This window comes from Pseudomonas sp. Emmai (genome assembly GCF_055179735.1).
Genome location: NZ_CM143685.1, coordinates 3,724,057 through 3,741,512 on the forward strand (window position 1 = coordinate 3,724,057; position 17,456 = coordinate 3,741,512).

The 17,456-nt window shown below is 56.3% G+C and carries 15 protein-coding genes and 4 pseudogenes; 7 read left to right on the forward strand and 12 right to left on the reverse strand.

Features of this window, described 5'->3' with window-relative positions:
- Window positions 1-129 precede the first annotated feature (129 nt).
- Window positions 130-300, reverse strand: a pseudogene (locus ACY4LX_RS17080) (FAD-dependent oxidoreductase); the annotation flags it as partial.
- A gap of 512 nt (window positions 301-812) precedes the next feature.
- Between ACY4LX_RS17080 and ACY4LX_RS17085 the strand changes: the two are divergent.
- The 5 genes and pseudogenes from ACY4LX_RS17085 to ACY4LX_RS17105 form a co-directional block, all read left to right on the forward strand.
- The gene (locus ACY4LX_RS17085) at window positions 813-1,355 is read left to right on the forward strand and encodes a redoxin domain-containing protein (RefSeq protein WP_463257163.1); all 543 of its coding nucleotides are present in this window, start codon (window positions 813-815) and stop codon (window positions 1,353-1,355) included.
- A gap of 11 nt (window positions 1,356-1,366) precedes the next feature.
- A complete protein-coding gene (locus ACY4LX_RS17090) occupies window positions 1,367-1,906 on the forward strand; it encodes a DsbA family protein (protein WP_463257164.1) in 540 nt (179 codons plus the stop codon).
- Between the two features lie 98 nt (window positions 1,907-2,004).
- Entirely contained in the window at window positions 2,005-3,105 is a 1,101-nt protein-coding gene (locus ACY4LX_RS17095; RefSeq protein ID WP_463257165.1) for a low temperature requirement protein A, read from the forward strand.
- A 228-nt stretch (window positions 3,106-3,333) separates the two neighbouring features.
- A complete protein-coding gene (locus tag ACY4LX_RS17100; RefSeq protein WP_023047152.1) occupies window positions 3,334-3,636 on the forward strand; it encodes a putative quinol monooxygenase in 303 nt (100 codons plus the stop codon).
- Between the two features lie 194 nt (window positions 3,637-3,830).
- Window positions 3,831-4,013 (forward strand): annotated as a pseudogene (locus ACY4LX_RS17105) (monovalent cation:proton antiporter-2 (CPA2) family protein); the annotation flags it as partial.
- Between the two features lie 38 nt (window positions 4,014-4,051).
- Here ACY4LX_RS17105 and ACY4LX_RS17110 read toward each other — a convergent pair.
- Entirely contained in the window at window positions 4,052-5,035 is a 984-nt protein-coding gene (locus tag ACY4LX_RS17110; RefSeq protein WP_043862986.1) for an LLM class oxidoreductase, read from the reverse strand.
- 866 nt (window positions 5,036-5,901) lie between these two features.
- On the opposite strand from ACY4LX_RS17110, the pseudogene ACY4LX_RS17115 reads away from it, so the two are divergent.
- A pseudogene (locus ACY4LX_RS17115) lies at window positions 5,902-6,425 on the forward strand (tyrosine-type recombinase/integrase); the annotation flags it as partial.
- A 111-nt stretch (window positions 6,426-6,536) separates the two neighbouring features.
- Window positions 6,537-7,241 (forward strand): tyrosine-type recombinase/integrase, encoded by a 705-nt coding sequence (locus ACY4LX_RS17120; protein ID WP_463260610.1) that lies wholly within the window; start codon window positions 6,537-6,539, stop codon window positions 7,239-7,241.
- A 332-nt stretch (window positions 7,242-7,573) separates the two neighbouring features.
- Here the strand turns inward: ACY4LX_RS17120 and tssI are convergent.
- From tssI to tssK, 10 genes and pseudogenes are all read right to left on the reverse strand, one after another.
- Window positions 7,574-8,416: pseudogene (tssI, locus tag ACY4LX_RS17125) on the reverse strand (type VI secretion system tip protein TssI/VgrG); the annotation flags it as partial.
- A 219-nt stretch (window positions 8,417-8,635) separates the two neighbouring features.
- Window positions 8,636-9,304 carry a GAD-like domain-containing protein gene (locus tag ACY4LX_RS17130; RefSeq protein WP_463257166.1) on the reverse strand — a complete coding sequence of 223 codons (669 nt, stop codon included), beginning with the start codon at window positions 9,302-9,304 and terminating at the stop codon, window positions 8,636-8,638.
- Window positions 9,301-10,548: a polymorphic toxin type 15 domain-containing protein gene (locus tag ACY4LX_RS17135; protein WP_463257167.1), complete on the reverse strand. Its 1,248-nt coding sequence runs from the start codon at window positions 10,546-10,548 to the stop codon at window positions 9,301-9,303. The genes ACY4LX_RS17130 and ACY4LX_RS17135 overlap by 4 nt, the downstream gene beginning before the upstream one ends.
- Window positions 10,549-10,551: 3 nt before the next feature.
- Window positions 10,552-10,908, reverse strand: a complete 357-nt coding sequence (locus ACY4LX_RS17140; protein WP_463257168.1) for a DUF4150 domain-containing protein — start codon at window positions 10,906-10,908, stop codon at window positions 10,552-10,554.
- Between the two features lies 1 nt (window position 10,909).
- Window positions 10,910-12,259, reverse strand: coding sequence for a DUF2169 family type VI secretion system accessory protein (locus ACY4LX_RS17145; protein ID WP_463257169.1), 1,350 nt, complete (start codon window positions 12,257-12,259; stop codon window positions 10,910-10,912).
- Between the two features lie 9 nt (window positions 12,260-12,268).
- Complete coding sequence (locus ACY4LX_RS17150) at window positions 12,269-14,281, reverse strand: type VI secretion system Vgr family protein (RefSeq protein ID WP_463257170.1); 2,013 nt, start codon at window positions 14,279-14,281, stop codon at window positions 12,269-12,271.
- 27 nt (window positions 14,282-14,308) lie between these two features.
- On the reverse strand, window positions 14,309-14,566 hold the full coding sequence (locus ACY4LX_RS17155; protein WP_149661211.1) for a PAAR domain-containing protein: 258 nt from the start codon (window positions 14,564-14,566) through the stop codon (window positions 14,309-14,311).
- Window positions 14,567-14,644: 78 nt separating this feature from the next.
- On the reverse strand, window positions 14,645-15,157 hold the full coding sequence (locus ACY4LX_RS17160; RefSeq protein ID WP_149661210.1) for an Hcp family type VI secretion system effector: 513 nt from the start codon (window positions 15,155-15,157) through the stop codon (window positions 14,645-14,647).
- 105 nt (window positions 15,158-15,262) lie between these two features.
- Entirely contained in the window at window positions 15,263-16,111 is an 849-nt protein-coding gene (icmH, locus tag ACY4LX_RS17165; RefSeq protein ID WP_463257171.1) for a type IVB secretion system protein IcmH/DotU, read from the reverse strand.
- Window positions 16,104-17,450 carry a type VI secretion system baseplate subunit TssK gene (gene tssK, locus ACY4LX_RS17170; RefSeq protein WP_463257172.1) on the reverse strand — a complete coding sequence of 449 codons (1,347 nt, stop codon included), beginning with the start codon at window positions 17,448-17,450 and terminating at the stop codon, window positions 16,104-16,106. Before tssK ends, icmH begins: the two co-directional genes overlap by 8 nt.
- Window positions 17,451-17,456 lie beyond the last annotated feature (6 nt).

Sequence of the window (17,456 nt, forward strand, 5' to 3'; positions counted from 1 at the left end):
AATATTCGCAAAGGCTACCGCTCAGCTTCCCGAAGACCGATCTCGACTATTCGTTAGGTACAGCACCATCGCTGCGCGTGCCGCATCTTTGACTGCTGCTCCGCGCAGTGCTGCAATGGGGTCACGTTAACCGTATAGGATGTTGATCCATGCGAGTGAATCTCCAAACACTCCCGACGCGATACCTTCAGCCTCAACCAAGGTGATATTCGCGCCTTTATCAGCCAGGTGATACGCCAGCGAAGCGCCCACGATGCCGGCACTAATGACAACGACTCGTTTGTCCAGAGCATTTCCCATATCAACCTTCATTCTGTAGACCTGAAGGCGGTTTCAGTGTCTGCCTCTGGTCGATTTCTGCTTGTCGTAAGGGGCAGCAGTTGTCGTCCAGAAAGCAGATGTAAATTTGTCTGAAGTGGCGAAATAGCTGCCAAAATCATCGTGTTAAAACGCCGCCTGAAATGGCAGCAAGATAAGCGCGTGAGTGTTGTTGGCACTGGTGGGTAGCGAAAAATCGTTCAGCTACTACGGTAAGCGTCATCAACGACTATAGTCATTGGTGAGCCAGAGCGAATCTGACCATTCCCCTGCCAACCTGGCCTAATCCAATTCCGCGATTACACGGCGGATCTTCTTGTGTTCCTTGATGCGGAACGTGAACGTTTCGCTGCCGAAATCACTCAGGCTCAGGCTGAGATCGAGGCAGCGTTGTCTTTTTTTTTGAACCCCTTGATGGTGGATGGAGTTATCCCGCCGGGCACGTCGCATCCCACTGAGCACGTCCCAACCACCCATCTATCAAGGTTCAAGCAATGAATACTTTAGAGTTCGATGATGCACAAAAAACCAATGGCGACCTGGTTCAGGGTCCGCTGCCGGCCGGCACTGTCGCGCCCGACTTCACTCTTCACGCAACCCCTGATCAACAGTTGTCGCTGCGTGAGCTAAAGGGAAATCCCGTTATATTGGCGTTTTATCCCGCTGACTGGACTTCGGTGTGTGGTGACCAACTGACTTTGTACAACCAGTTGCTACCCACATTCAGAGAATACGGTGCGGCGCTACTGGGTATCTCGGTTGACAGCGCCTGGTGTCATCAGGCCTTTGCCAAAGATCGGAATTTTCACTTCAGCCTGCTGGCCGATTTCGAGCCCAAAGGGGCTGTGGCACGACAGTATGGAGCGTACGAGTCCCAGTTCGGGGTTTGTAAGCGTGCACTGTTCGTGATTGACAAGGACGGGGTGGTTGCCTGGAGCTACGTCTCCCCGATGGCAATCAACCCTGGTGCGGACGGTATTCTGGATGCGCTGGATGCTTTGGCGAATTCGCCACAAAGCACGCCAACCAAAAATTAACAGGTGATTAGATGGCCACTCTCAAAGTCCCGGTAAGTGCCAACGACTATCGCCAGGGAAGTGCGCATGCCAAGGTCACCTTGGTCGAATTTGGCGACTATGAATGTCCCTATTGCGGTGAAGCTTATTGGATGGTTAAGAATCTGCAACAGCATTTTCGCGATGACTTGCTGTTTGTGTTCCGTAACTTCCCTCTGACCACCGCTCACCCCCATGCATTGGGTGCAGCGGTCACCGCTGAGTATGCCGGGAGTCGAGGATTCTTCTGGGAGGCCCACGACGAATTGTACGAAAATCAGGATCGATTGGGCCTGCCGCTGTATCGCGCCATCGTTCTCAAACACGGCCTTTCCAGGGAGGAATTCGATCTTGCAATGCAAGAGGATACTTACATTCCCAAAATACAAGCCGATTTCAATGGCGGTGTACGCAGCGGCGTGAATGGCACCCCAGCGTTTTACATTGACGGGCTTCGCTATGACGGAGTTCCAGAGTTCATCGGGATGAGTCAGATAATTGAGCTTTTGTTAGTGCGTGGACGAAATCGCTAGAGAGCCAAATCGGCTTGACATCACCCACATCGGAGCCGAGGAAAAACTAACGTTAGCTTCCTTTTACATTAAAGAGGTGGACACGGAGCCGGTAACTAATGAAATCTTTGAAGTATTATGAAGAAAATCGACACGCCACATGGTTGGAGTTGTTTTTTGACCTGACTTTCGTTGTTACGATAGGCCAGGTTACGCACACTCTCGGACATGTTCATGACGGGCACTTTGAACATAAGCAATTATGGACATTCTTACTGCTTTTTGTGCCGTTGTGGTGGATCTGGTCCAGTCACACGATTTACTCCAACAGGTTCGATACAGACAGCAATCTTCACCGTTTGGCAACATTATTCATAATGCTCCTGCTCATTGTGCTATCGGCACGGATCGGGGAAGACTTGGAAGTGAACTACCCGCTCATTATTGCCTGCTATTTTGGTATACGTGCGATCATCAGTGTTATGTATATTTCATCCATTAGTAAACTCGATTCTCGCGGCGAACTTTCCTCAAGGCTTGGCTTCGCCCTATTAGTTAGCGCAGTTATTAGCCTTTCATCCGTTATTTTTGACCCGCCCTCGCGTTACCTTGTTGCTTATATTGGGATTGTTCTTGATATTCTGTTTCCTGTATTTTTCTGGACTAAACTAAAACCGTTGCCAGCACACACAGAGCACTTGGTTGAGCGTATAGGCCTACTTACCCTAATCTTATTGGGGGAGTCAATTATTAGCCTTTCCGGAGGCTTATCTAACATTCAATGGGGTTATTATAATGTGATGGCGGCCATCACCGGATTTATCATGATTTGCAGTATTTGGTGGATCTATTTTGATAGTTTTTACTTATTGAACAAACATCAAAGCAGTATGAGTGGGCACGCCTTAATCTACTCGCACCTTTTTCTTTTTATGGGGCTGGCACTTCTGGCAAATTTGATTAGGCATGCGATCCTGAACGACATTGCGATACGCGATTTCCAGATTATGTCGATCACCGGCATGGCCTTGTTTTTCCTAGGTAAGCAATATGGCTATTTCATAGCCGTGAGTAGAATAAGGAAATACATATTACAAAACACGTTGATAGTGTTTTCTTTGGGCGGGTTAGTCGTGTTTTTACCCCGCGTCGAGTACATATTGGTCGGCCTGACAGCAACCATGATCTCTTATGTTTTTCTAAATTTCAGATATCGTTGAATCATTATTATCAGACCAGAGGGTGGGACTAAGTGAGCAAGTGGCTGACTTGCGGTTACATGCTGCCCACTACGTCGTTCTCACTGCCCGTGCGCTACTCGCCGCTACCCTTGGTCTATTTGGGTTTGTAATCCTGGTATCGTCGACCATAGTTAAGAGTCTCGGATGCCCCTCTTAGCTATCGCGATCTGATAGCGCCAGCCGCATCGTAACAACAGGAGCCACATCATGGTCAAAGTAGCGTTGTTCGTTCGCCTGGAAGCAAAACCCGGGAAAGAAAAGGATGTAGAGAGCTTTCTTTTGGGCGGCCTTCCGTTAGTGGAGGAGGAGCCAGCCACTACAGCCTGGTTTGGAATCCGCTTGGGGCCGTCCACCTTTGGCATCTTTGACGCATTCCCGGATGAAGCGGGCCGGCAGGCTCATCTTTCGGGCAAGGTCGCGGCGGCGCTTATGGCAAACGCTGCCGAGCTATTTGCCGAACCGCCATCAATCGAGAAGGTTGACGTCCTTGCGGCCAAGCTACCCGGCTAAGCAAACCCAATAGGAAGCTCCAGTCAGTACTGGGAGGCCCACGATGTATTTTGTGAAAATCAGGATAGCCTGGGCCTGCTGCTGTTCCGGGCGGTGATCAATCAAAACACTTGTATTGAAGATAAATGTCATGGCTAAAGTGCCGTGTCCAGGATTCATGCCATGCTTGCGCGCTCGGTATAAGTGAAAGGATACGCGCGCAAATCGTGTCCAGGGACGGCGTGGAAGCCGCACAGAATCTGCAAGGCAACGTGCTCATCACGGGTTTAGGCTGGGTAGAGTAGATTGTTTGCCGGGCACCGGTCGCTCATGGCGCGAAGATCTCCATCATTGATATAGAACCGGAGGTCATCCGCGCCGTGACACCTTATGGTTTCGTCAAGTGAGCATTCGTCGGCGTAGCAGTGACCGATGTTCAATGAGCTGCCTGACGCGGCTGCACTCCGAACTGCGCAACGATGTGCGTACCCAATTCCTCAATAACTTCCACCGCAGGGCGCTTGCCGTATTTGAGATTGAGAATGACGTGGTCCACGCCGATTTCCTCAAGCGACTCCAGCAAAAATCGTAGATGGTAACGTCCAAGTCTGAACCCCAAATGGATACGTGTGGGTGGCGTTGACGGATTCTCATCGAGATCGATGTACAGCGACTGAGTAAAGGGCTTATACACAGAACCACATTGTTTCGTGACCTCCAGTCGCCAATCTTCCACGACCAGCCGCTGCATGTTCGGAATGCGTGGATAGTTGATCCATCCGTTGCTCTCACGCGCGATCCAATCCAGTGACTGGCGACTGTTGCCGGTCACGAGCATTGGAATGAATTGGGTGGTAGGTTTCGGAATCAGGTCTGCGCCTTGCATTTCACCAGTGCTCCAGTGGATGGGCTCAAAACTGGTGCTGTGGGCGCGGCGAATCACTTCGTAGTGTTCTCGAAAGATCTCTCCACGCCTTTCGGGATCGACGCCAAACGCCGAGAACTCCACTGGCCGATCTCCCGAAGCAACCCCCAGAATCAAGCGACCAGTGCTCAACTGATCGACGCTGGCTGACGCCTTGGCCGTGTGCAGGGGATGGTGCAGCGGGATGGCGATGGAGGCGGTGCCAAGTGCAATCTCCGAGGTATGGGCGGCCATATAACCCAGGTAAACCCAGGGGTCGAAGACTTGGCCGACATCGCCGAAGCCAGGGTCGCGAAGCGGCACGTCGCGAAACCAGAGCGCGCAGAAGCCCAGCGCCTCGGCTTGTTTAGCCAGTGTGACCTGGTTGAGCATGCTCGGAGTGTCCCCGTCGAACGCCTCCATGGGAAAGAATAATCCAAGGCTCAAATGCCCCTGAGTGAAGGTTCGGCTGAACCCTCGATGCTGCTGGTAAGGAATCGTGCTCGGCCGATACATACGGATTGACCTCATGGCAGAACGTGAACAGCGCCCCCGTTTCCAGAGGTGCTGCGGCATCGGTCGCTTTTGAACGGCAGGTGGGGGGACTGGGTCTGGCTTTTACCCGTTGCGCCGTACTGCTGGTCGTGTGGACCGGACTCAGGGGGCAGTTGCTGGCGATAGGCGCGGGTTGATCCGGGTGGGTGTTAAGCGGACGGTCAAAGGAAGTCAGATCTCTCGGCTCTATACCACCAGATGGGCAAGGCGTTCGAGGAATCATTCTATAAGCGTAGGCGGTTTTGCAGCTCTCCGCCATATTCTTACAATCGAGCCGCTGGCGGGCGAAAGTCGCGTATCGAAGGCAGTTATCGGTCGTTTCCTGCCATTCCAGAACGGCCGCTATTGGCCGAAAGCAGGCGCTCGTGAGGGTCCACTTATACCCGGAAGCTGCCTGCCTTTCTGCGCAGTAGACTCAATTCGTCGATCAGCTACATAGAGTGTGTTCGTTGAAAATGCTGAAGCAATTTGTCAAAGATGACTACTATGCAATCTTGAAGAATACGTACATCATCCCGTACATCGAAAGCACTGATCGCACAAAAATATCAATGTTTTCAAGGAGAAAGAGCGCGGATTTCAGTCTCGTTTCCCGCTCCAAATATAAATCCACAGATGTCCACTGGGCGCTGGGGATTAGCGAAATAGACGCTTCGGCGTCTTTTTTCGTTCCAGTGCGATCCGCCGAAACCCGGCCCAGCCACGTTTTTTAAGTACATTTTTGAGTACATAGAATCCGGGTAGCAGGCATAGTGGTTTTTGGGTGGAACGTCCCGGTCCGGCATCGATATACATCTCCTCGACCCTACGAGACGGGAGATGTACTCATGGCCTTGACCGATACCGCCGTTCGCCAGGCGAAACCTTCCGGTAAAAATTACACCCTCAAAGACTCGGGCGGGCTTGCGCTGTTCGTGGGCCCCAAGGGTGCCAAGCAATGGCACTTCCGCTCTACTGGCTGGGTAAGCAATCGCGCATTTCACTGGGTGTTTACCCGGCAGTCAGCCTTAAAGAAGCGCGCACGGCGCGGGACGAGGCGCGTGCGCTGGTCGCTCAGGGCGTCGATCCACGTTCAAATGGACGCGAAGCCCGACTGGCAGCCAGTGCCTCGACGGAAAACTCTTTTCGTAGCGTTTATACAGACTGGCGCGCGTTCAGGGGCTTGAGCCTGAAGGTCGGGCGTCAGAGCACCTTGTCGCAGATAGATCGTCACTTCAACAAAGACATCCTGCCTCGGTTGGGTGATCTGCCGATCGTCCAGATTACGCGCCAGCATGTGCTGGAAGTGCTGCGCAAGATTGAACGGCGCAAAGCCATGACCATCGCAGAAAAGTGCCGCACCTGGCTCAACCAGTTGTTTCGCTATGCCATGGTTGAGAAGGGGTTGGCGGTAAATCCGGCCGCCAACCTCGACATCGTAGCGATGCCCAAACCCAAGGTCCGCCACAATCCCCATCTGCGTATGGACGAACTCCCTGCGTTCCTGCGCAAGTTACGCAGCTATGGTGGTCACCCCAATACGGTACTGGGTCTTCGTTTGCTGTTGCTGACCGGCGTTCGCACGGGTGAACTGCGCGCGGCCAGGCCCGAGCAGTTCGATCTGGAGCGAGGGTTGTGGATCATCCCGGCTGAGATGGTCAAGCAGCTGCAGGTGCGCGAGCGTCAGGAAAGTGAGGAGATCCCTCCCTACATTGTGCCGCTGTCCCGCCCTGCCGTTGAAATCATCAAAGGCCTGTTGGAGGCCAAATTGCCGGCACAGTGTTTTTTGCTGTCCCATCGCTTTCAATCTCGGAAAAGTATCAGCGAGAACACCCTCAACAATGCGCTTAAGCGCATGGGGTATAAGGTGCAACTGACGGGGCATGGCATTCGTGGGACATTGTCGACCGCACTGAATGAGCTGAGGTACGAGGAAAAATGGATTGATGCGCAGTTGTCGCATGTCAATCCCAATGAGGTAGGGCGCTCCTACAACCACGCTGAGTATGTGATTCAGCGGCAAGCCATGATGCAGGATTGGGCGGATCGTCTGGAGTGTTGGGAGCGCGGGTTGCCGCAGCCGGAGCGGCCAAAACCCGTGGCAGCGCCAGAGCTGGAAATGATCGCGGCGTACTTGATGACTTTGACTGATCAAGGACTGCCGATGCCGCAGGGTGTCACTGGGTGAGTGTGGAAACTGTGACAACGTAAAGCTCTAGCCCAAAGAAGTAGCATAATGCCGCACAAGGGGAAGCGTATGACGATAAGCTCTTGAGCTGATGGGGCGCAACCCGGCTTTGTTCGGGCCTTCCCTGGGGCACGCAAGCGACTCGCGTTGAACCAAACGGCGCCTCTTCCGAGTCTTGTTTGGGTCCTACTACTCGATGCCGGCACCCTGATTGTGTTTAATTTCTGTCAGGCGGTAGAGTGTTTCTCTGTCGGCCCCTTCTTGATTTCTTCCGGGTGATTGTGGGTGCTATTGCGCGCTCCTAGACTCATAAGCGTATTTCAGTTCTCCGGCGCTGTTGGTTTCACTGAGCAGTTGGCCGTGAGGCCGCTACCAAACGATTCTTCCTGCAGGCTGGTGTGCTGCTTGCCCTCGTGGCTGATGGCGATGGTGCGCCAACGGTCATTGAAGTCTTCGCGCGGGTGCTCGCACAGGTCGAAGGCCAGGCCCGGTTGCAGGCGCGCATCGTCGCCTTCCAGATGGGCCAGCTTGGCGTCGTTGCGCAGGGCGGCCAGGCGGGTTTTGGTGAAGGGCTTGCCGGCGATGTCACGTTTGTAGCGGCCAGGGTAGTCGTAGCGTTCGTAATCTTTATGTTGATTATTCAGGTCCTGGTCACCGGTGGCGGTGTGTTGCTGGTTGTAGCGCGGGTGGGTGAAGGTGTAGTCGCGCTGGACTTGTACGGCGGTGCGCACCTGTTCGGTGTAATGGAAGCGGTTCAATGCCGGTTGCATAGCATCGCCGCCGGCCATGGGCTGGTAGATCACTGGGCAATCGGTGTGGGTGCCGATGGTGCCCAGGCCGCCGACGCGGTCGGTGAGGACGAGGGTGTGGCCGTCGGCGCGGTGTTCGAAGGTGTAGAGCAGGCCTTCCTCGGCGGCGAGGCGGGCGATGAAATCGAGGTCGGTTTCGCCGGCTTGTACGCAGTATTCGCGGGGTTGGTGTCCGAAGCAGATTTCGCTGCGGATGTCGGTCAGCTTTTGCTTGGTGAGGACGCTAGTGATGATGTCGGGCACAGTCTGGCCCTGGAAGATGCGCCAGTTGGAGCGCAGATCGAAACGCGCCAGGGTCGGTTCGAGCACGGCGGTGTAGCGGGTGCGGCGAAAGCCGGTGTCGCCCTGCTGAAACAGGCTGACCAGAACGAGCTAAAGACGAACTGTTGATTGACCGGCGCAGCGAACCAATAGGGGAGGGCGGTACCCCGGACAACGCTCCCATGGAAAAGTCACGTAAACAGTGCTGGCCAATGGTAGACGGGCTCAGCGGTTAATTACCAGGGGCCGGGGCAGGGATAACTCGGTCACGTCGATCCAAACGTCGGCGTCAACCCTGAGGATAAACGTTGTAAAGTACTCAAGTTACTCTCCCATCTTTCGAATGATGTTTGATGAGCCATGACCACTTGAGTCAATGATGTACATGTTCTGTGTTTGGGAAATAATTGAAAGATGTTCGATCGTTTTTACTCTTTTTAGATAGTCTATGTGTGCTAGTCCAGCCAATGATAGCGCGGGGAAGAAGCCATAGCACTCGCCAATCTCTAATGTGCCTAGTTTTCTTTTTGCACGTGAAAAGAGGGGGGAGTCGTTAATGTCGAAAAAGTCTAAGGATTCGCGATCAAGTGCAAAAGGCAAATATATTGTGTTTTCGGGATTTAGATTTGCCTTGGATGGTGATGTGAAAGTTGAGTTGTATAAGTGGCCGTTTATTAAGTCAATTTCTCCGCAGCCATAGAGGTCGTGATAGAAATAAATGTTTCCGAATGCGGAGTATGCGAATGCATGGCAGTTGTCTTTGTTGAAAGTTTGATCTTTGCCGAGAATTAATGAAAAAAGACCTTTGAAGTCAATTGGGTGGCAGGTCTGTAAGCGTCCGTCTTGAATTGTGAAGCGACCATGGCTTCGATATAACTCAAGTAAAGGTATTGGTAAAGTGGACGGTAGTTGACTTAGCTCCTCCTCGTTGAGTGGCTCAGTTTTTTTAGGAGTTCCGTTTTCTTCGATTATAAAATTTATTAATTCGCTCACTGTTTATTTCCTTGGCATTTTTTGAGTTTTACTTTAAGTTTTCCGTTGCCATTACCGGCTTTTGCCATTTCCTTTGCATGGTCCTCAATTGATTGAGATCTTCGCCCCTTCCATTGTGCTCCAACTGAAGAGTTAGTTCTCTTGTCCCCCATGGTGACATCACTGGGGTTGCCGCCGGCAATGATATCTAAGATATGTGTTGCTGCTAGTTCTTTAAGCTCGGTGGCCACGATTTTTTTCGCTTTGCTAGCATCAACGTTCTGTGCGAGCAGGTCACTCAAACGTTTTCTTTCGTAGTCCTTCCTTGCTTTGCGTTGTGCCTTTTTGTCTCGAAGAGCTTCAGTGCCCCCGGCATCATCTATGGCCTTTCTACGTGAAATCAGTGTATCTGCATCCATTGCGTTGAGAGCATCTTCTTGTTCCTTAAGCTGGCGGACAAACTCATCTTCGTTTGCACCTTCAGGCAGATTAAAGCACTCAACGTCAAATACTTTTCGTTGTTTTATCTTCCCGCCGTCTCCAGCTTTTGGAGCAGCAGACTGCTCTGATGCATGTCGTTCTGTTGCATTTTTCGAAAGTCGTTCCGATGCTTCTCTTTCACCTCGTTCTGCTACTTCCTTGGCTGCCTTCTGCGCAGTCTGTTGTGCTGCTTCTGACCCGAGACGGTGCGCGCCCTTGCCAACTAGTACGCTCCCTTTTATCGCATCGCCTGCAAAGGGTATGGCTGCAACTGCTGAGAGACCAGCATTGACCGCATCGCCTTCTACAGCGTAGACCCCAGCGTTGATCAGGTCTGGAATAGCTCCCAGTCCAGGCACGAAGCCCAATACATCCAAGCCGCCATGAACCCAAGGGCTGGCGTTGATCCACCATCCTTTTTCAGCGTCGGTCTCAGCCTCAATCGGCGGATTGGCCTGCGATGCTGGAACTGCCGCCGGCGCGGTCTCACCCACCACCCGCCCAATGGTATTGCCACTCTTCAACGAACTGAACGGCGGTAGGGTTGCTTGTTCGGTGCGCAGGTAGCCCGCCCGCAGGGCTTCGTATTCGTCCTCCTGCAGTTCCTTGCTTTCGTGGATTTCATTGCCCATGGCGTCTTGCCAGAAGGCATCGATTTGCACGCCGCCGTTCTCGCCTTGCTGCAGCAGCAGTTCGGCTGGGCCGACGATGCTGTCAGGGGGCGGTTGGACGGTGACGCTGATCGCGTGCACTCGCACCGGGGCCAGGTTGATCGGTTCCGCCATGCGCTAAGCACCGTTCATCCAGAACTTGTCGTCATGGCGCACCACCAGTTTGCCCTCGGCGCGCACGGTGCTGCTCTTCTCCAGCGGATAGCACTTGCCGCCCACGGTGTTGCTCTTGATGCCTTTGGCGGCACCGGCTGCATCACCTTGGGTGCTGGGCACCAGGCTCTTGTCGAAGACCACTACCGGCTTGCCGTTGGCACGTACCGACTTGGCCACGCCGGTAGCGATTTTCAGTTCAGCGGTGACGGGGTAGGGGACCGGTGGTATGGCGCTGCCCATCGGGGTTTTGCACACGTCGGGGACGATGCTGACGACCTGCCATTTGACTTGCTTACGGGCGATGACGTTAGCGGCCATGTCAGAGCGCCTTCTTGGCTGCACGCTTGATCAGCGGCGCGGTCGGATCGGTCTCGAAGCGTGCTTCAAGGACGCGAATGCCCAGGTGATTGGGCAGGCTGATGCGGTGAGTCAAGGCGAGGGTCATGGCTTCGGTGTCGATGCGCAGGGTGTCGGTGAGCATCGGCAGTGGCAGCATTGCGCCGTTGTGCAGTCGCAGCAGGACAAAAGGACGATGGCCGGGCAGTTCGACGCATAACGTGCCGTCGGGCGTGAGCGCCGGGTCGGTCAGGTTGAACATTTCAAGGCGAAATGCCGGCGGCGGAAAATCGATCTGCTGATCGGCCGGTGCACCGTTCCAGTAACCAAAATCAAAATCCGTCGGCAGCCCCGGCCAGCGTTCGCGCTGCCATGCCTCGTCGTAGGTTCCGGCGAGCGGCAAACGGGGCGCCCAGGCGCGGCCCACGATGCCAAATCCCGCCGGCTGGTTTTTGTAGCAGGCTGCGATCTGCGCCATGCCGTGGGCGTCGAGTTCACCGTCGGGATGTTTGGCTCGCTCTAAGCGCCACACCGGTTTATCGATGGGTTCGATCTGCGGCGCGGGGAGTTCGCGCAGAGGCTTGTCCAATTGATAGCCGAGGTCTTCCTGGCGCTTTTCAATCCAGCCCCGGCCCAGCGGGTTGCTGTAGCAGACCTCGTTGAGCAGGTAGGGCGGCGTGTTTGCATCAACCGCATGCTCGGGATTGGGCACTACGCTGCGGCCTCCGAAGGCGTATTCCCAGCGCAAAGGCACCGAGGTGGCCGGTTGCGGTTCGGTCAATTGCCAGCCGCCAAACAGGCTGTGGCTGAACTGCCGGGGGCCGGTGAATTTCAAGTACTTGTCCAACAAGTAGTGGCGTGTCGGCGCATTGGCCCGGCGCTGAAAAGCCTCTTGGCGGGCGGTTTGCCACGCGGCCAGTTGATGTTCGGTCAGTCGTTCGCCGGGGCTCAGGGGTGTCGGCAGCGGCGCGTCGACACGCGGCAGCGGCGGCACTGGCGCGCTGATGCGCAGGCCTGCGGTCCAGTGCGTGGACGGTTGGCCCTGGGGCGCATGGGCATTGCCGACCACGATCACATCGCAGCGCGGTTTGAACGGCGCCAGGTCGCTTTCCTCGCAGACGCTGCTGGTGCCTTCTTCGCCGTAATAGCGATCAGCGGTGCACAGTGGCAGCGGGTTATGGTCCAGCACCTCGGCGCGAAACTGCTCCGGCTGTCCGTCGATGGGCAGCAGCCGATACCCCACCTTCATGACCAGCACCGGATACTCTTGGTCGTCCACCCCCAGCGCGCTGAAACACAACGCATCGAAGGGCGTTAGGTTGCGAAATTCCATGTCCGCCCCTCAGTTGATATCCACGTCTTTGCCGTTGATCTGCACCGCGCCGCTGGCGGAAAAATCGAAGGTGCGGCCGTTGATCAGCACCCTGCCGTCGGATGTCATCACCAACGTGGATTGGCCCACCGTGACTTTGAATTCGTCACCGGCATCGATGCTGAAACGCTTGCCCACCACCACCGATTTGTGGATACCGATCTGCTCGCTCTGGCTCAGCCCCACGGTGGTGTTCATCGCCGCGCCGACACTAGTCTGGTAGGCCGCGCCAATCGTCAATGCCTTGGCCAAACCGATGGTTTCGGCTTTGGCCAGCTTGATGGTCTCAGTCTTGTTGCCGCCGATGGTCACGCTGCGGTTGGCGCCAATCTGGATGGTTTCGTTCTGGCCGACGTCTTCGGTGCGGTGGTCGCCGATGGACACGGTCTCGTTGTGCTCGACCCGTTCTTTACGGTCATTGCCGACGAAGATGCCGTTGTTGTTTTTGATATGGACGTTCTTGTCCTTTTCGGCATGGATAAACACTTCCTGTTGCCCCAGCTCATCCTCAAAGCGCAGTTCATTGAAACCCGAGCCCTTATGGGTGCGGCTTTTGATGGTCATCCGCGTTTTGTGCTTGGGCAGCTCATACGGCGGCAGGTTGGTCTCGCGGTAAGTGCGGCCCGTGGCAATGGGTTGGTCAGGGTCGCCGTCCAGATAGCTGATGATCAGTTCCTGGCCGACTCGCGGTACGGCCATCGAACCCCAGGTCGCGCCGGCCCAGCCCTGCGCCACACGAATCCAGCACGAACTCTGATCGTTTTTTTTATCAGCGCGATCCCACGGGAACTGCATCTTGACCCGGCCCCATTCATCGCAATAGATCTCTTCCCCCGGCGGGCCGACCACCGTGGCGATCTGCGGGCCGTCGATGCAGGGTTTGTCGCGCAGCGGGGCTTTCCAGTCGGAGGTCCAGCGGATGGCGCTGGCTTTCAACGTGTAAGAGGTGCCGAGGCCGCTACCAAACGATTCTTCCTGAAGACTGGTGTGCTGTTTGCCTTCGTGGGTGAGGGCGATGGTGCGCCAGCGATCGTTGAAGTCCTCGCGGGGATGCTCGTTCAGGTCGAAGGCCAGGCCCGGTTGCAGGCGCGCATCGTCGCCTTCCAGATGGGCCAGCTTGGCGTCGTTGCGCAGGGCGGCCAGGCGGGTCTTGGTGAAGGGCTTGCCGGCGATGTCACGTTTGTAGCGGCCGGGGTAGTCGTAGCGTTCGTAATCTTTATGTTGATTATTCAGGTCCTGGTCACCGGTGGCGGTGTGCTGCTGGTTGTAGCGCGGGTGGGTGAAGGTGTAGTCGCGCTGCACCTGTACGGCGGTGCGCACTTGCTCGGTGTAGTGGAAGCGGTTCAAGGCCGGCTCTTTGGAATCACCGCCACCCATGGGCTGATAAATCACTGGGCAATCGGTGTGGGTGCCGATGGTGCCCAGGCCGCCGACGCGGTCGGTGAGGACGAGGGTGTGGCCGTCGGTACGGTGTTCGAAGGTGTAGAGCAGGCCTTCCTCGGCGGCGAGGCGGGCGATGAAATCGAGGTCGGTTTCGCCGGCTTGTACGCAGTATTCGCGGGGTTGGTGTTCGAAGCAGATTTCGCTGCGCAGGTCGGTCAGCTTTTGCTCGGTGAGGACGCTAGTGATGATGTCGGGCACAGTCTGGCCCTGGAAGATGCGCCAGTTGGAGCGCAGATCGAAACGCGCCAGGGTCGGTTCGAGCACGGCGGTGTAGCGGGTGCGGCGAAAGCCGGTGTCGCCCTGCTGGAACAGGCTGACCAAGCCATGGACGTAACGAACCGGAGTCTCTCCGCGCCAGAGGGTGAACAGCCCTGCCAGATCGAGCACCCGATTGAAATCGATGGCGGCGTTGTGACTGACCAGCTCCAGCTCAAGCTTGAAGGGTTGAGAGAGACCTTCTTCGAGGGTGAACGAGACCACTTCGAAGGGATCGCCCTTCAAGGGCTCAAAGGTGAAGCGCAGGTCGCTTTGGCGGGGCATGGAGCCTCCCAGTCGAGTGTGTGGGTGTCAGTCGATCAACCAACTGCTATCACCGTTTTCCAGTTCGCCATCGTGGTCGGTGGTGTCGCCGACGCGGGCTACAGGTTGTCCGTTGATGGTCATGGAGGGCGCGCCGCTGGTGATCACAGCACCGCAGCCGAGGGTGTCGCCGACACGGGCGACGGCGCTGCCGTTGACGTTGAAACTCGGCGATCCACTGTCCACGGTGGTCGGTCCACACAAGGGGCAATCATGGTCGTGTCCGACCAGAACGACGGCGGGCATAGCGCCTCCTGATTCAATTCAAATGAGTAAACATTCCGCCGCGCAGCGACCTGCACGGCGGAACGTCCCGGTTGCTGGTTAAGCCGGTTTACGCCAGTCATCCGAAGCTTCGGTGCCGGCCACTACATGGCTCCAGCTGACCTTGCGATAAGCCAGGCTGGTCTTGATCAGTTGGCTGTAGTTGGCGTTGTCGCTGTCCTGTGCGTGAGGCAGCACGGTGTGGATCTCGACGACGGTGGCGTCCTCGAGCTTGGTGGTGAAGAAGTGTTCCTGTTTGCCGTCGCCCGAGGTGCGGAACCACTTGACCTCGACGGTCGGCAGCATTTCGCCGGTGGCCAGGGCCTGGTAGAGCATGGGTGAGGCTTTGCTCAGGGCGCTGGTGAAGATCAGCGGTTTATGCACGCGCTGACCCGCAGGTTGACCGCTTTGCGGGTCAGTGGGCGTGGTGATCTGATGATCGATTTCCTGTGCAAGGATTTCGTCCTCGTGGCCTTCCACATAGACGTTGCCCACCGAATCAGAGGTGAATGCACCCTTGGTGATATGGCCCTGGTTTTGGCCGTGGATGCTGATGTACGCAGGTGTTGGCATGACATGCTCCTTGTCGCGAGTGTTTGAGCGACCCGTGGGGGCGCGGGTTATGGCCGACATAGCCATGGCTTTGCAGGTGCTCGGGATGAGCACGCTGAAAATCGGTTACAGGTTGAGAATCCGCTCCAGGGACACCAGCACTTCCTGAGTGATGGCGTTCAGGCGGATCGAGTAGATCGTGTAGGCGCAGGCCAGCACGGCGGCGGCCAATGCCCAAGGCGTCCACAACGGCCAGGCGCGTTTGATCCGATAGTTGCGCGGCGCGACGTTGCTCAGCGGGTCGGTCAGGCGTTTGGGCGTTTCACCGCGTAGCGGGCGAAGCACGCTGTGCAGTTGGTTGATGATCTTTTGTATTTCGTCATCGCCCTTGGCCTGGTTACCGTACTTGCCCCTGAGGCCGGAAATCAGGCATTGGTACATGAACTCCAACGCGTGCTGGTATTTGGCGGCTTCAGTGCTCGTGCGGGTCAGCACCGTGAAGAATTTTTCACCACCCCAGGTTTCTTCATGAAATTGGCTAAGTAATGAGCGCGCACTCCAGGTTGAGGATTTGCCCCAGGAAGTGCTCATGACCACCTCATCCAACAACAGGCACAGGCTGTAGGAGTAGGCCTTGAGCGTGCCGGGGTCATAGTCGAGCTGACTGACTTCTTCCATGATCGTGGTGATCTGGTTGCTGACGCTTTGGTACAGCGCGGGCACGTCGTTGTGTCGGTCCAAACGACGCAGGCGGATCACCAGGCCGATCAGCGGCGTGGCGGCATCGCACAGCGGGTTCCAGGCCAGGCCGCGCATGTCGAATTCGGGGTCTGCGAGTAGTGGTTCGGGTTTGGGCGCGGTCTGTTCCTCAACGACATCTGACCCTGTGCTGGTTGTGGCCCGTTGCAAATAGCTGAAGATCCGGTTGCTGTCGTCCGCTGGCGGCGAGGCTTCGGTGGGTAGGGACTCACTCATCTTTCTCACTCCTGATCGCCCAGAACTGCAGTTCCAGCTCCGGGAACTCGCCGGCAATATGGAAACCAAACCCGCTGCCGCTGCTCAGGCTCTCCCAGGTGGGGTGATGGCGGTCGAGTTCGAAGTAGCTGAAGCCGGCATGGAACGGCAGGTGCCGTGGCGCCACCGGCAGCGGCATCAGTGGAATGCCCGGCAATTGCAGGCTGACCAGTTGCTCCAAGCCTTCGGTGGAGCTGATCTTGATCTGCTTTGGCAGTTGCTGACGCAGGCTCTCCGCTGGCAGTTCGGCCCGCACGGCGAGGATGAATTCGGCGTTGTCCAGCAGGCGTCTGTCGTTCAACGCAGCGGTGCGTACGCCGTACAGCTGCTCGACGATCGGCAGCGACACCGCACGCGGTTGCAGCACGGTGCCCAGGGCGCGGCGCAGGGTGTGCTCCAAAAGTTGGAAGGACTCGCGCAGGTTGTCGTGCTGGTAGGCCGGGTATTCCTGGGGCAGGTGACCTTCGTCGGTAAAGGTCACCAGTTCGCCGCAGGCCTGGGCCAGTGCGATGTAAAGCCGTTCCGGGTGGACTTGGCGTTGGCGGGCCAGGTGCTGGAACAACGGGAACAAACGATTGAGGGTTTGCAGCAGGTTGAAGTCGGTGACGTCGGCCACGCCCGACTGCCCTGGTGAGCCAATACGCTGAGCCAGGTTCTTGGCCCGCTCGCGCATCAGCCCGGCCACTTCACCCAGGTAGCGGTGCAATGCCGGCACGGCTTGCAAGGACAGGCTGGTGGGGTAGAAATGCTCGTCCATCACCAGGCTGCCATCCGGGCGCTTGTCTTTGATCCTGCCGATGGCGATGCCGGTGAAGGCGCTGCGGTCACTGCGTTCGAGCATCAGTTGCAGGTTGGGCACGGCCAAGTCCATGCCCACTTGGTCGCCGTCATCACTGTGGGTATCACGGATTTCTTCGCGCCGGACGATGTAGCGGCTGTTGCCGTAGCGGTCGGGCCAACGCACTTCGAGGGCGCCGTTGGACCGCAACGGCAGGGCCAGGTAGACGATCTGGTTGACCGCGCTGCTGTCGGCGATCTCCAGTGGGGCGGGCGGCGCCAGGTCACGGGGAATATCAAAGACACTGCCGTCGGGCATGATTCCACACGCCTTGGTAAGGGCGACTTTGCCGAAGCTCAAATATTCGCTGTTCAACTCCAGCTCGCTGAAGCCATAGAGGGCGTCGTTCAGGCTGTGCAGGCGCTGGTGCACAGCGGCTTCGGCGGCGCGGGCCTGTTGCTGGAAGTGTTGGGGTTTGACGAACAAACCTTCATGCCAGATGACGGGGTTGCGTGAACTCATCGGTAA

Coding starts and splice junctions, on each gene's coding strand:
- ACY4LX_RS17110 (WP_043862986.1), bottom strand. CDS start 5,035: ATGTATCGGCCGAGCACGATTCCTTACCAGCAGCATCGAGGGTTCAGC.
- ACY4LX_RS17085 (WP_463257163.1), top strand. CDS start 813: ATGAATACTTTAGAGTTCGATGATGCACAAAAAACCAATGGCGACCTG.
- ACY4LX_RS17155 (WP_149661211.1), bottom strand. CDS start 14,566: ATGCCCGCCGTCGTTCTGGTCGGACACGACCATGATTGCCCCTTGTGT.
- tssK (WP_463257172.1), bottom strand. CDS start 17,450: ATGAGTTCACGCAACCCCGTCATCTGGCATGAAGGTTTGTTCGTCAAA.
- ACY4LX_RS17135 (WP_463257167.1), bottom strand. CDS start 10,548: ATGGCGGAACCGATCAACCTGGCCCCGGTGCGAGTGCACGCGATCAGC.
- icmH (WP_463257171.1), bottom strand. CDS start 16,111: ATGAGTGAGTCCCTACCCACCGAAGCCTCGCCGCCAGCGGACGACAGC.
- ACY4LX_RS17095 (WP_463257165.1), top strand. CDS start 2,005: ATGAAATCTTTGAAGTATTATGAAGAAAATCGACACGCCACATGGTTG.
- ACY4LX_RS17100 (WP_023047152.1), top strand. CDS start 3,334: ATGGTCAAAGTAGCGTTGTTCGTTCGCCTGGAAGCAAAACCCGGGAAA.
- ACY4LX_RS17145 (WP_463257169.1), bottom strand. CDS start 12,259: ATGGAATTTCGCAACCTAACGCCCTTCGATGCGTTGTGTTTCAGCGCG.
- ACY4LX_RS17090 (WP_463257164.1), top strand. CDS start 1,367: ATGGCCACTCTCAAAGTCCCGGTAAGTGCCAACGACTATCGCCAGGGA.
- ACY4LX_RS17140 (WP_463257168.1), bottom strand. CDS start 10,908: ATGGCCGCTAACGTCATCGCCCGTAAGCAAGTCAAATGGCAGGTCGTC.
- ACY4LX_RS17150 (WP_463257170.1), bottom strand. CDS start 14,281: ATGCCCCGCCAAAGCGACCTGCGCTTCACCTTTGAGCCCTTGAAGGGC.
- ACY4LX_RS17120 (WP_463260610.1), top strand. CDS start 6,537: ATGGACGAACTCCCTGCGTTCCTGCGCAAGTTACGCAGCTATGGTGGT.
- ACY4LX_RS17160 (WP_149661210.1), bottom strand. CDS start 15,157: ATGCCAACACCTGCGTACATCAGCATCCACGGCCAAAACCAGGGCCAT.